This is a genomic window from Leptolyngbya sp. FACHB-1624, assembly GCF_047649235.1.
In the GTDB taxonomy this organism is placed as follows: Bacteria; Cyanobacteriota; Cyanobacteriia; order Leptolyngbyales; family Leptolyngbyaceae; genus Leptolyngbya; species Leptolyngbya boryana.
On the sequence record NZ_CP180258.1, the window covers coordinates 3,218,667 to 3,230,972 of the forward strand.

The 12,306-nt window shown below is 47.6% G+C and carries 12 protein-coding genes; 11 read left to right on the forward strand and 1 reads right to left on the reverse strand.

Annotated elements, in window-relative coordinates; all coding sequences use genetic code 11:
* Positions 1-2: 2 nt before the first annotated feature.
* From ACMUEV_RS15080 to ACMUEV_RS15095, 4 genes are all read left to right on the forward strand, one after another.
* Positions 3-545: a peroxiredoxin gene (locus ACMUEV_RS15080; RefSeq protein ID WP_190649286.1), complete on the forward strand. Its 543-nt coding sequence runs from the start codon at positions 3-5 to the stop codon at positions 543-545.
* Between the two features lie 141 nt (positions 546-686).
* Positions 687-905: a hypothetical protein gene (locus ACMUEV_RS15085; protein WP_017288310.1), complete on the forward strand. Its 219-nt coding sequence runs from the start codon at positions 687-689 to the stop codon at positions 903-905.
* Entirely contained in the window at positions 898-1,335 is a 438-nt protein-coding gene (locus tag ACMUEV_RS15090; protein ID WP_190649288.1) for a type II toxin-antitoxin system VapC family toxin, read from the forward strand. The genes ACMUEV_RS15085 and ACMUEV_RS15090 overlap by 8 nt, the downstream gene beginning before the upstream one ends.
* Positions 1,336-1,497: 162 nt before the next feature.
* The gene (locus ACMUEV_RS15095; protein ID WP_242044297.1) at positions 1,498-1,824 is read left to right on the forward strand and encodes a metal ABC transporter substrate-binding protein; all 327 of its coding nucleotides are present in this window, start codon (positions 1,498-1,500) and stop codon (positions 1,822-1,824) included.
* Positions 1,825-2,002: 178 nt separating this feature from the next.
* On the opposite strand, the gene ACMUEV_RS15100 is transcribed toward ACMUEV_RS15095, so the two are convergent.
* Positions 2,003-3,172, reverse strand: coding sequence for an IS701 family transposase (locus ACMUEV_RS15100; RefSeq protein WP_415354786.1), 1,170 nt, complete (start codon positions 3,170-3,172; stop codon positions 2,003-2,005).
* 98 nt (positions 3,173-3,270) lie between these two features.
* Between ACMUEV_RS15100 and ACMUEV_RS15105 the strand changes: the two genes are divergently transcribed.
* The 7 genes from ACMUEV_RS15105 (at position 3,271) to ACMUEV_RS15135 (ending at position 12,214) form a co-directional block, all read left to right on the forward strand.
* Positions 3,271-3,924 carry a metal ABC transporter solute-binding protein, Zn/Mn family gene (locus tag ACMUEV_RS15105; protein WP_415354782.1) on the forward strand — a complete coding sequence of 218 codons (654 nt, stop codon included), beginning with the start codon at positions 3,271-3,273 and terminating at the stop codon, positions 3,922-3,924.
* Positions 3,921-4,646, forward strand: a complete 726-nt coding sequence (locus tag ACMUEV_RS15110) for a metal ABC transporter ATP-binding protein (protein WP_017288307.1) — start codon at positions 3,921-3,923, stop codon at positions 4,644-4,646. Before ACMUEV_RS15105 ends, ACMUEV_RS15110 begins: the two co-directional genes overlap by 4 nt.
* Complete coding sequence (locus tag ACMUEV_RS15115) at positions 4,609-5,484, forward strand: metal ABC transporter permease (protein ID WP_017288306.1); 876 nt, start codon at positions 4,609-4,611, stop codon at positions 5,482-5,484. Before ACMUEV_RS15110 ends, ACMUEV_RS15115 begins: the two co-directional genes overlap by 38 nt.
* A 264-nt stretch (positions 5,485-5,748) precedes the next feature.
* Positions 5,749-6,492: an ABC transporter ATP-binding protein gene (locus ACMUEV_RS15120; RefSeq protein WP_190652476.1), complete on the forward strand. Its 744-nt coding sequence runs from the start codon at positions 5,749-5,751 to the stop codon at positions 6,490-6,492.
* Positions 6,492-8,855 carry an ABC transporter permease gene (locus tag ACMUEV_RS15125; protein WP_190652475.1) on the forward strand — a complete coding sequence of 788 codons (2,364 nt, stop codon included), beginning with the start codon at positions 6,492-6,494 and terminating at the stop codon, positions 8,853-8,855. Before ACMUEV_RS15120 ends, ACMUEV_RS15125 begins: the two co-directional genes overlap by 1 nt.
* Positions 8,856-8,915: 60 nt before the next feature.
* Positions 8,916-10,307, forward strand: coding sequence for an efflux RND transporter periplasmic adaptor subunit (locus ACMUEV_RS15130; RefSeq protein ID WP_190652474.1), 1,392 nt, complete (start codon positions 8,916-8,918; stop codon positions 10,305-10,307).
* Positions 10,308-10,621: 314 nt separating this feature from the next.
* The gene (locus ACMUEV_RS15135) at positions 10,622-12,214 is read left to right on the forward strand and encodes an iron uptake porin (protein WP_190652473.1); all 1,593 of its coding nucleotides are present in this window, start codon (positions 10,622-10,624) and stop codon (positions 12,212-12,214) included.
* Positions 12,215-12,306 lie beyond the last annotated feature (92 nt).

The following is a 12,306-nucleotide window of genomic DNA, read 5'->3' on the forward strand; positions in this document are numbered from 1 at the left end:
TTATGACCCGTCGAACTCTCATCCTTGGATTTTTCAGTAGTGTGCTGGCGATCGTTGCCAGTCTGAGCTTCTCTTTTCCAGCGTTTGCTATGGGGGGAGTGCTCCCTGAGATTAATAAACCTGCACCCGAATTTACCTTGCCGAGCAATACGGACGCAGGCATGGTTTCGCTCTCAGACTACCGTGGTCAATGGGTTGTGGCGTATTTCTATCCGGCTGACTTCACACCGGGTTGCACCTTAGAGGCGCGAAAATTTCAGGAAGATTTGCCGAAATATCGCGATCGCAATACCCAAGTGTTGGGGATTAGTGCAGATGATGTGAATTCTCACAGTGATTTTTGCGATTCTGAAGGGTTGAAATTCCCGTTATTGGCAGATGAGAAAGGCACAATCAGCAAGGCGTATGGGTCTTGGATCGGAGTTCGATCGGCGCGGCACACCTTCATTATTGACCCTGAAGGAATTTTGCGGGCGACGTTTACAGGGGTGAATCCGATCGTCCATAGTCGTGAAGTACTGGCGACATTGGCAGAGCTTCAGTAGTTTGTTCAGAACGATCAGATAGAGCTTAGACCTCCGAGGTTTCCAAATCTTTGGAGGTCTAATTTTGTCTGAGCGATCGCCCAAATAAAACTCAATCTCATCCTTGCTAAAATGAAGCCGAGTTACACCTCATTCCATACAATGAACTCCCAAACTACACCGCGCCAACAACTGATTGAAGCGATTTCTGATCTGAGCGATCGTCAAGTGATTCTTCTGCTCCAGTGGGTCGAAACTCTACAGAAAACCCCCCCTCTTCCGCTGAACGATCCCACAACAGTTGACCCTCTAATTGAATTTGTCGGCTCAAATACCCACGGTCATCTTGCAAGCTCGATCGATGACACACTCTATGGTTAATTCCATTTTGATCGATACTTGGGGATGGTTAACCTTAAACGATGCTGGAGAACGGCGACACCAACAAGTTGCAACTCTCTATCGCACTCTACTTAAACAAAAAACACTGATCTACACAACAACGTTCGTCCTAGACGAAACCTTTACCTTATTTTTTAAGCGCCTCAATGCCTATCAAGCACAGAAAGCAATGCTTCAACTTTCTGCCGCATTCTCTACCGACCAATTTCAACTGATTCAGATAGATGAAACGCGCTTTTCCCAAGCCCAAACCCTACGCCTGAAGTATCTCGATAAACCACAGATTTCTTTCACGGATCTCACTTCAATGGCAGTGATGCAGGAGTTTGGCATTCTTCACGTCCTCACTGAAGATGCACATTTTATTCAAGTCGGGCTGGAATTTCAACGATTACCAGCACAATCATAAGTAGTGATAGAACATTTATCAGCGTTTCTGAGAATCGCTCCGAGGCGACAGAACCGTTTTATCCCAGAGTGAGAAATCGATTAAGAAATTCAGATCAATTAAAATGAGACTCATTCTCACTGTATGATGAAATTCGTCTTTTCATCGGTTGGAGTGTCTCTCATGAGAAGGAAATCGACGATCGCTTGTGCTACCTCTCTACTCATCTTTGGACTGCTCACAAGTTGTACACAGTCCGCCCCGCCTCCCCAAACGACTGGAGATGTCCAGTCTTCCCCTGCTGCGAATTCTGAGAAGAAATTGCGCGTCGTCGCCACTTTTCTCCCGGTTTATCTCTTCACCAAAGCCGTTGCAGGCGATGCGGCACAAGTTGATATCCTGCTCAAACCTGGAACCGAGGTGCATGAATATCAATCTACTCCGGCTGATGTCAAAGCCTTGAGCGAAACCGATGTCGTCGTCAAAAACGGCTTAGTACTACAGTTGTAGATCTATCGTGATAAGTCTTGGGAATATATAGCCTGACGGCGTTTGTAGTGATGGAACTGTGCCACTGTTTGATGCTGTTGTCGCCACATCGACCAATGCAATCGAAACAACATCGACTGTTTGAGTTCCCAACCTAAATGCCAGATCAAGCGGCGAATCTCAGCAATTGAGTTTGGAATTACAGACCACGCTTGCGCTTGAATGCGGAGAACTGACGCGATAGATGCCCCCCTTTTTCTAATTCAGATGCATGTGAGCGGACTATCGTCAAAAACGCATGAGCGAGGCAAGATAAGGTGATATGACGATACCAGCCTTGCCAAGTTCTGACCTCATACTGGTCGAAGCCGACTTCCCCTTTGGCAGTTTGAAAGCACATTTCGATTGTCCAGCGCGTGCCTGCGATCTTGACGACGGCTTCGAGGGGAGTTTCCGTCGGAACAAATGCTAAGAAGTAGGCAACTTCATTGGGTTGGTCAACAGAACGGCGTGCCACCACCCAACGCTGCCAGTTTGGTCGCTCAGGATGCGGGATAGCAATCGCTGTCCAATCGAACCAGCGTTGTCCTTTTGCACCGCTGCCTGCACTCAGGCGTGACCAATCACTGGAGTCAAGTTCAGCAATAACTTGGTCAATCCGCTGTTTTTCCCACTTGAAACTGACCGAGTGATCACACGCGACCTCCAGCACATAGCGCACCTGATGTTGTTCCAACAAATCGCGCAAGTGGTAGTCACTGCCATACACACTATCCCCTGTCACCCAGCCCACGGGCACTTGTGCTTCAAACGTTCGCTCCAGCATCATACGTGCCAGTTTTGGCTTGGTAGCAAACTTGCGCTCCACGGGGACATGCGCCGCTCGACAACGTGCCGCGTCGTCTGTCCAACTTTTCGGCAAGTACAATTCTCGGTCAAGAAATGTATGTCCTTGACGAGTTGCATAGACTAGGAACACGCCAATCTGACAGTTCTCGACTCGTCCTGCGGTTCCAGAGTACTGCCGCTGTACCCCAACGGAATGCTTGCCTTTTTTGAGAAATCCGGTTTCATCAATCACAAGCACAGCTTCACGATCTCCCATCTGTTCCACCACATAGCTGCGAACATCATCCCGCAACTCATCTGCACTCCATTTTGACCGATTCAACAGATGTTGGATGCCATAAGGTGTCTCATCGCCACATTGCTCTGACAACTGCCAACCGTTCTTGCGCTCAATTGGACTCAGCAACCCTTGAACGTACTCCTGCATCCGTTGTCTGGCTTCGACTCGTCCGAACTGATACCCGACTCGCGCAATCAGTGCATCGAATTCACGCAGCCATGTCTGCACCTCAGTCCTCATTTGTAGCAATGCACCTGGATGACTCAGCATCGACCACCAGCCCCAAAATGTTCACGACATTTCTAGGGTTCCCAATATCTACAACTGTAGTATTAGGCATGGAAGAATTTCTCGACGACACCATCAAAAGCGCACAAAACACTAAACTCAAAGTGATCGATGCCAGCAAAGGGATTACCCCGATCGGCGAAACCTCGCAAGTCGTCAAAACAGGGCAAGAAGCGGGACATGATCACGACCATAGCGACGGCAATCCGCACGTCTGGCTCGATCCCGTACTTGCCAAACAGCAAGTCACCACGATTCGAGACGGGCTGATCGCCGCCGATCCTAAAAATAAATCGAAATACGAAGCCAATGCAGCCGCTTATCTGCAACAATTAGCAGCACTCAATACTGAATTTGAACAAACATTAAAACCCTTTCAAGACCGTACCTTTATCACGTTTCACGATGCCTTTCCCTACTTGGCAAAACGGTATGACCTCAAACAAGTTGCGGTGGTTGAAATTCCTGAAGATCAACTCTCTCCAGCCGATGTGCAAGCAACAGTCGATGCAGTCAAACAATTTCAGGCGAAAGCCTTATTCAGTGAACCAGGGGTCGATAACAAATTATTGAATAGTCTTTCTAATGATCTCAAAGTGACGTTACGCCCTCTAGATTCTCTAGAAGCGGGAGAAACTGACCCTCAGTACTATCTCACAGCAATGCGATCGAATTTGCAAACTCTCACACAAGCCTTCAAGTGATTGATTCTATTTTGAAAGTCGAAGGACTGACGGTACAACGGGGACGATACACTGCGATCGAAAATATTTCGTTTGAAATTCCGGCGGGCAGTCTCAGTGCGATCGTGGGTCCGAACGGCTCTGGAAAAAGTACGTTAGTCCAAGCCATTCTGGACTTACTTCCCAAATCCACGGGCACGGTCGAAATTTTCGGTCGTCCGATTCGACGCTTGGGAAATTTGCGATCGCAGATTGGCTATATGCCTCAAAATTTCATCTTCGATCGCAGCTTTCCGATTTCTGTTGAAGAATTAGTGGCGTTGGGATACACGGGAAAAGGGCAGAAACGAACTGCCGTAGCAACTGCATTACGTCGAGTGAATGCATTGCATTTACATCATCAAGCGATCGGAACGCTGAGCGGCGGCGAATTGAAGCGGGTTTTACTGGCATATTGTTTAGTCAGTCCTCGCAAATTGCTGATTTTGGATGAAGCTTTTGCAGAAGTGGATGTGCAGGGCGAGGCGGAATTTTATCAATTTCTGCACGAGCTTCAGCAAGAAGAACGTTGGACAGTGCTGCAAGTGTCGCATGATCTAGACATGGTGAATCGGCACTGCGATTATGTTCTGTGTCTGAATCGATCGCTCGTTTGCACAGGCAAGCCAGAGGTCGCTCTATCCCGCGATAATTTGCTACAAACTTATGGATCTGCCTTTAGCCGTTACCGACATCAGCACTAATTTGATCAATCTTGTGCAATATCCCTTTATGCAGCGCGCGATCGTTGCCGGGGTACTGATGGGATTGTTGTGTGGTTTTTTAGGCAGTTTTGTGGCGTTGCGGCAGTTGTCTTTCTTTTCTCATGCGGTGGGTCATGCAGCACTCGTTGGAATCGCGATCGGCGTTTTGCTGCAAATTGATCCAAACTGGACGCTGTTACCATTCACGTTACTGTTTGGGGTCGCAGTGCTGTATTTGATTGATCAAACCAATCTTTGGAGCGATAGTGTTCTGAATATTGTACTGTCGGGAGCTTTAGCGATCGGGGTGATTCTGACGACGTTTATTCAAGGCTATCGGGGCAATCTGATGGGCGTGCTGTTCGGAGATATTCTGGCAGTCAATTGGGCAGATATCACACTGACAGGATTGCTACTGATTGTGAGTGTGACGATCTTGATGGCGACGTTGAAACAGCAGATTCTTTTAACGTTGAATCAGGCAGTTGCTAAGGTACAAGGTGTTTCGGTACAGTTTCATCGTTATTTATTTGTGGTGCTGTTGTCGTTGACGGTAGCCGTGGCGATTAAAGCGATCGGAATTTTGCTGGTCAATGCGTTTCTTGTCATTCCAGCTTCGACTGCGAAATTGATCAGCCATCGATTTAACCCCTACTTAGCTGGATCAGTTGCGATCGGAGCACTGAGCAGCATTGCCGGAATGCTAGTATCAGGGGCTTTCAATTTTCCTTCAGGTCCAAGCATTGTTCTGGTTCAGTTTTGCTTATTTATCGTAGTGTTTGTCGCTACGAAATCATTGGAACTCTGGCGGAGCAGAACTAAATTCAATAAGGCTTAGAGCTGCACGAGAGAGCCGCACGAGCGCGAGCGCGCCGCACGAGGTTGAAACCCCGTGCTCGTCGGACAAAGTCTCTGAAGAGACTGCATTTCCAAGCCAATGGCTGAGTTCGGGAGTCCCTTCAGGGAGTTCGCACGATTAGCACCGGGTTTTGAATCCGGTGCGGGATAGAAACGCAGTCTAGATAACCCTCACAAGTTCCTCAACTTCTTTGCCTACAACTAAGAAGAATATCGGTTCTGCATCGCTCACCCCTCACCTCCTATGAACATCTCCCTCGCTCAACCAACCACTCGGCAATCTGCTCCTGTGATTTTTCATGTCGAAGGGATTAGCAAGGTGTATCGCATGGGAGAAGTTGAAGTACATGCTTTACGATCGCTGAATCTTGATCTCTACGAAAGTGAATTTGTAGTCCTGCTTGGGCCTTCTGGCAGTGGTAAATCTACGTTGCTGAATATTTTAGGCGGATTGGATATTCCCTCAAGTGGGCATTTTTATTTTCGCAATCAGGATTTGACCAATGCGAATGATGCCGTTTTAACTCGATTTCGCCGAAATTCGGTCGGGTTTATCTTTCAGTTTTACAATCTGATTCCGAGCCTGACCGCACGCGAAAATGTAGCACTCGTGACTGAGATTGCTCGACATCCGATGAAGCCGGAACAGGCATTAGCATTAGTCGGACTCAGCGATCGACTCGATCATTTCCCGGCTCAGCTATCCGGCGGAGAGCAACAACGCGTTGCCATTGCTAGAGCGATCGCTAAACGTCCTGAAGTTTTACTATGCGATGAGCCGACGGGTGCATTGGATTTCCAAACTGGAAAGATTGTTTTAGAAGCATTAGCGCAAGTCAATCAAGAGCTAGGCACAACTACGGCTGTGATTACTCACAATGCCGGAATTGCAGGCATGGCGGATCGCGTGATTACAATGCGCAGCGGCGAGATTACAAACATTCAGTACAACGAACACAAGTTAGCCCCCTCGGCATTGGAGTGGTGATGAAAGCACTCAATTACAAACTGGTGCGAGATTTGTGGAAACTGCGCGGGCAGGTGATTGCGATCGCATTAGTCGTGGCTTGTGGAATCGCAATTTTTATTGCCATGATTAGTGCTTATCAATCGCTCGCGGCATCGCAATCTGCTTACTATCAGCAGTATCGGCTTGCCCAAGTTTTTGCTCAACTCAAACGTGCGCCAGAGCCTCTCATCGAGCAAATTCAAGCAATTCCAGGAGTTGCCCAGGTTCAATCTAGAGTCGTAGTGGATGTCACGCTGGATGTGCCCGGACAGAAAGAACCAGCAATTGGGCGACTCGTGTCTGTACCAGAGCAACCGATACCCATGCTCAATGATTTATTTATTCGCCAAGGACGGTATCTAGAACCTGGACGAGCCGAAGAAGTCTTAGTCAGTGAGGCATTTGCTAACGCAAATCACCTGAAAATAGGCGATCGTGTTGGAGCTATTATCAATGGTCGATGGCAACAGCTTAGCATTGTCGGAATTGCACTTTCACCCGAATATGTGTACGAAATTCGAGCGGGGGATGTGCTGCCTGACAATCAACGGTTCGGCGTATTTTGGATGGGCAGAAAAGCTTTAGGCACTGCGTTTAACCTTGATGGCGCATTTAATGATCTAGCCCTCTCTCTGAGTCCTCGAACGAATCCAGAAGCTGTGATTTTTCAGCTCGATCAATTGCTCAAGCCTTATGGAGGATTTGGAGCGTATGAGCAAGCAGATCAGATCTCGACTAAGTTTGTGACTGACGAGATCACTCAACTCAGATCTCACGCGATGATTGTTCCAAGTATTTTCTTGGCGATCGCTGCTTTTTTACTCCACATTCTGCTATCTCGGTTGATTGGAACACAGCGCGATCAAATTGCGATTCTCAAAGCTTTTGGATATAGCAACTGGAGTGTGGGATGGCATTTTCTAAAATTAGTCTTAGTCATTGTGTTTTTAGGTGGCGCGATCGGCACAGGGGTTGGACTCTGGATGGGTTCAGGAATGCTGAAAATGTACACGCAGTACTATCATTTTCCGGCTCTGAACTATCAAGTTAGTCTGAGATTAGTGTTAGGTGCGATCGCGATTAGTACGAGTGCGGCGATCATTGGGGCATTTGTTGCAGTTCGACATGCCGTTTCGCTGCCGCCAGCCGAAGCTATGCGTCCAGAACCTCCGGCTCATTTCCGGCGAACATTGATGGAAAGATTGGGATTACAGAGCTTTCTCTCGCCTGTAGGACGGATTATTCTACGGAATTTAGAGCGGAAGCCGATTCAAGCACTGTTGTCGATCGTGGGAATTGCTTTAGCGATCGCCATGCTAATTGTTGGGCGCTATTCTCAAGATGCGATTAGCTATCTGATCGATGTGCAATTCCGCTTAATGCAGCGTGAAGATGTCACGATTATTTTCAATGAGCCACGTTCTGCATCCGTGCGGTATGAAGTCGATCATTTACCAGGTGTGCTTTACTCTGAACCGTTTCGCATAGTAGCTGTTCGATTTCGCAATCAGCAATATACGCACCAGCTTGGCATTCAAGGATTAGTCGAAAACGGGCAATTGCACCAACTTGTGGATCAACAACTCAATCTCATTCCATTACCGATAGACGGAATTTTACTAACAGCTAAACTCGGAGAAAAGCTGCATATCCGAACCGGAGAAACGCTAACTGTCGAAGTGCTAGAAGGCGATCGCCCGACTCGGTATGTCAAAGTTGCAGGGCTGGTTGATGATTTAGTCGGCTTATCTGCCTATATGGAACGACGGGCATTGAATCGATTGATGCAGGAAGGCGAGACGAGTTCTGGCGCGTATCTCGCAGTCGATGCGGCTCAACTGGATCGATTGTACGCATTACTCAAGCAAACGCCCGCGATCGCGTCAGTAAACCTTCGCAAAACCACGATTGAGCGATTTCAGAAAACGATCGCGGATACGCGACAGATCATGAATGCCGTTGAAATCGTCTTTGCTTGCATTATTGCGTTTGGTGTCGTTTACAATGCGGCTCGAATTGCCTTATCCGAACGCAGTCGAGAACTTGCAACTCTGCGCATTATTGGCTTCTCACGCGTTCAAATTGCGGTCGTTCTACTCGGAGAACAGGCAGCATTAACGATCGCAGCAATTCCCGTTGGCTTTTTAGTTGGCTATGGATTAGTTGTCCTGCTGTCGATCGCCTACAACACCGAACTTTATCGACTTCCGCCAATTGTAACGAGTGCGAGCTATGCCTTTGCCGTGATTGTTGTAACCAGTGCGGCATTCATTTCAGGATTAATCGTGCGGCGGAAGCTAGATCATCTGGATTTAGTTGCAGTGCTGAAAACGCGCGAGTAGTCCTCACAACTTCCTCAAACTTCTTCTTTACTCTGGAAACGTCAGTGTTGGTAGATTGCCATGAAGCTGCTCCCTCGGACAACTCAGCCTGCGTCAGACCTGAGAGAAGACTTATCTCCGCATTCTCCAAAGAAAAAATCCCGGTGGCTCATTTACGGGGGAGCCGCGATCGCAACTTTCACGGCAATCGTTTGGGCATTTCGTCCCACTCCGATCGTGGTCGAAACTCAGGCAGTCACACGAGGCGAATTACAAGTGAGCGTCGCTGCTGAAGGGAAAACTCGGATTCGCGATCGCTTTGTCATTTCTGCACCTGTTAGTGGTCGCTTAACCCGGATTCAGCTTAAAGCTGGCGATGCTGTTCAACCTGGTGAAATTGTTGCTCAGATTGAGCCTTTAACCTTAACTGCACCCATTCAGGAAGCGTTGGGACGACTCGCAGAAGCGCGTGCTCAGCGAGAAGGAGTTGCAACGCAAAGACCGAAATCTGCAACACTCGCCCAAGCACAAACACGGATTCAAGCCGAGATCGCGACTCAACGCCAAGCTGAAGCCAGTGTGGCTCAAGCACAAGCAGCCTTCAATCAAGCTCAGCGCGATCGCCAACGTGCCCAAGAAATGGCAGCGTCCGGGGTGATTTCTCGACGCGATCGCGAAAATGCGGAACTCAATGAAATTACAAGAGCCAAAGAGCTAGAGAGTGCGACACTCGCCGCAAAAGCAGCATCGGCTGAGGTCGATGTTGCACGAGCAGCACTCACCGTTTTACAAGCCGAACAGCGAGATCCAGACTATTTGCTGAAAGTATATGATGCGAGAATTGCTAGCATCGAAGCAGATCTTGCAAAACTGCAAGATGAAGCGAATCGCACATCCGTTCGTTCTCCAAGCGGTGGTCAAGTCTTACGACTCTTGCAGCAAAGCGCCCAATCCGTCACGGCTGGAACCCCATTGCTCGAAATTGGAGATATCTCAAAATTAGAGATTGTGATTGATGTCTTATCAACCGATGCTTTGAGGATCAAACCTGGAAATGTGATCTTAGTCCAAGCGGGAGCGGGAATGCCAATGCTCAAAGCGAAAGTTCGTCAGGTTGAGCCTTCAGCATTTACTAAAATTTCTGCCTTGGGTGTGGAAGAACAGCGCGTCAATGTTATTGGTGATTTTATCAATGCACCTGCATCGCTCGGTGATGGCTATCGTTCAGATGTGCAAATTGTCGTTTGGCAGAATCCAAACGTTTTGAAAGTGCCATTGAGTGCTTTGTTTCGCTGTGACCAAGCTTGGTGTGTTTTTAGTGTTCAAGATAGCAAAGCCCAAGAACGATCGATTGAGATTGGTCAGCGCAGCACCTTTGAAGCAGAAGTTCAAAAAGGTTTACAAGCTGGAGAAACAGTGATTCTACATCCGAATGAACAAATCAAAACTGGAACACTGGTGAAGCCTCGTTAGCGATCGATAAAGCACCGGATGAGCACAAAATTGATCAGATCGTTGAGATTCCAAAGCGTTCCAGGGAGAAACCGAACCCAAACTGAGCAGCAATGACAATTGTTCAAGCCGCACGAAAGTTGATGCAATTTTGCACAACGTTCATTTTCTTGTTTCTGTGTTTTAATTGTGGGGTTTTCTCAGTATTGATTCACGGAGCTTGGTCTTAAATGTGGCTTCCTCTATTCGCTATCCTAAGTATTTACATCGCTTTTTCTCCTTCAGTTCTAGCCGCACCAATTGAGCAGCCGTCGGAAGATAGTGTAAATGAAGACATGTCTTCATCCCTGAATTCGATCACTGCCGTATCAGAACTTTCCCAGGTTCAGCCTACTGATTGGGCATTTCAAGCGGTACAATCTCTGGCGGAACGCTACAAGTGCATAGAGGGTTATCCCGATCGCAATTTTCAAGGCAATCGAGCACTGACTCGTTACGAATTTGCTGCGGGATTGAACGCCTGCATCAATCGATTGAATCAGATACTTGAAACAGCAGCGGCTGACTTAGTACGGGCAGAGGATCTAACTGTACTCCAACGACTTCAGCAAGATTTTGCAGCAGAGCTTGCAATGCTTCGTGAAAAGGTAGGTCAACTAGAAGAACGGACTCTAGCACTCGAAAAGCAACAATTTTCGACAACGACCAAACTCACGGGTGAAGTCATCTTCGCGCTGACGGATGTGTTGACTGGCGACGATAATCAAACGCGCGTCACTCAAGCGACATCAGATACCACTCCAACTCAAAATGCTGTTCTTGCGAATCGGGTGCGCTTAAACTTTGACACCAGTTTTTCAGGCACAGATCTACTCAGACTCCGGTTTCAATCCGGTAACTTTGATATTCCTGGCTTTACGATCGCAGCTCAACCTGGCTTTCCAAATCGGGAAGGCATCCAAACGTTTAATGTCATCCGTCCTTTCCCCAACACTCAAAGCTGCTGTGTTCCCTCTATCTCTCCAAACCCAACAGCGACCCCTGGAGCCATTTATCTCAGTTCTCTTCTCTATCGCTTTCCCGTTGGAAAGACAACGAAAGTGGCTGTGATTGCGAATGGAGGGGAACATGCAGATTATGTACCTACTTTAAATCCTTACTTTGAAGACTTTGATGGGGGCAATGGCTCTCTCTCTACTTTTGGGCAACGTAGCCCAATCTACCGAATGGGCAGTAGTTTTGGTTCGGGCGTTGGCATTACGACTCAACTCAATCGAGTCTTAGAATTCTCTCTCGGCTACTTAGCAAACGGAACAGGTAATTTCCCAGGTCAGTATGGAGGTTTCTTAGATGGAAGCTTTTCAGCACTGGCACAATTGACGATAACGCCTAGCGATCGCTTCTCATTGGGATTGACCTACAATTACACCTACCTCACAGCAATTTCTAACACGAATTTCGCTGAGGTTGCAGGGACAAAACTGACGACTGCCAATACTTTTGTGCCTGAAGACACTTACAATAATTCCTTTGGAGTCGCGGCAACCTTTCGGGTGAGTCCCAGACTTGTGATCAATGGATGGGTGACGACAACAAATGGTCGCGATTTTACGATTCCTAGAGGATCATCGGATTACTATTACACCTGGTCTTATGCACTAGCATTCGCATTTCCAGACCTAGGGAAAAAAGGAAATCTGGGGGGAATCGTACTAGGAGTTGAGCCTTATCTCACAGGATTTTATCTGGATGGAGCACGTGTTCCTTTCCAGCAAGCCTTCCCATTCCGTGTCGAAGGCTTTTACAAGCACCAGTTGACGGATAATCTTTCTATCACCGGAGGTCTAATTTGGTTGACTGCACCGAATCAATCTAATGAAAATCCTGATGTTGTGATTGGAACTTTACGGGGAACATTTCTGTTTTAGTACCATTTCAATTCATCCGTGCTAGTAGTTCAGTAGGTTGATTGTGGGGAGTGGGGAAATGAATGCGATCGCTTTTGCATCAAGATCATTCA

What these genes read in the sequence shown, in the direction of transcription:
- ACMUEV_RS15080 (WP_190649286.1), top strand. Translation starts at nt 3, where the DNA reads ATGACCCGTCGAACTCTCATCCTTGGATTTTTCAGTAGTGTGCTGGCG.
- ACMUEV_RS15085 (WP_017288310.1), top strand. Translation starts at nt 687, where the DNA reads ATGAACTCCCAAACTACACCGCGCCAACAACTGATTGAAGCGATTTCT.
- ACMUEV_RS15090 (WP_190649288.1), top strand. Translation starts at nt 898, where the DNA reads ATGGTTAATTCCATTTTGATCGATACTTGGGGATGGTTAACCTTAAAC.
- ACMUEV_RS15095 (WP_242044297.1), top strand. Translation starts at nt 1,498, where the DNA reads ATGAGAAGGAAATCGACGATCGCTTGTGCTACCTCTCTACTCATCTTT.
- ACMUEV_RS15100 (WP_415354786.1), bottom strand. Translation starts at nt 3,172, where the DNA reads ATGAGGACTGAGGTGCAGACATGGCTGCGTGAATTCGATGCACTGATT.
- ACMUEV_RS15105 (WP_415354782.1), top strand. Translation starts at nt 3,271, where the DNA reads ATGGAAGAATTTCTCGACGACACCATCAAAAGCGCACAAAACACTAAA.
- ACMUEV_RS15115 (WP_017288306.1), top strand. Translation starts at nt 4,609, where the DNA reads ATGGATCTGCCTTTAGCCGTTACCGACATCAGCACTAATTTGATCAAT.
- ACMUEV_RS15120 (WP_190652476.1), top strand. Translation starts at nt 5,749, where the DNA reads ATGAACATCTCCCTCGCTCAACCAACCACTCGGCAATCTGCTCCTGTG.
- ACMUEV_RS15125 (WP_190652475.1), top strand. Translation starts at nt 6,492, where the DNA reads ATGAAAGCACTCAATTACAAACTGGTGCGAGATTTGTGGAAACTGCGC.
- ACMUEV_RS15130 (WP_190652474.1), top strand. Translation starts at nt 8,916, where the DNA reads ATGAAGCTGCTCCCTCGGACAACTCAGCCTGCGTCAGACCTGAGAGAA.
- ACMUEV_RS15135 (WP_190652473.1), top strand. Translation starts at nt 10,622, where the DNA reads ATGTCTTCATCCCTGAATTCGATCACTGCCGTATCAGAACTTTCCCAG.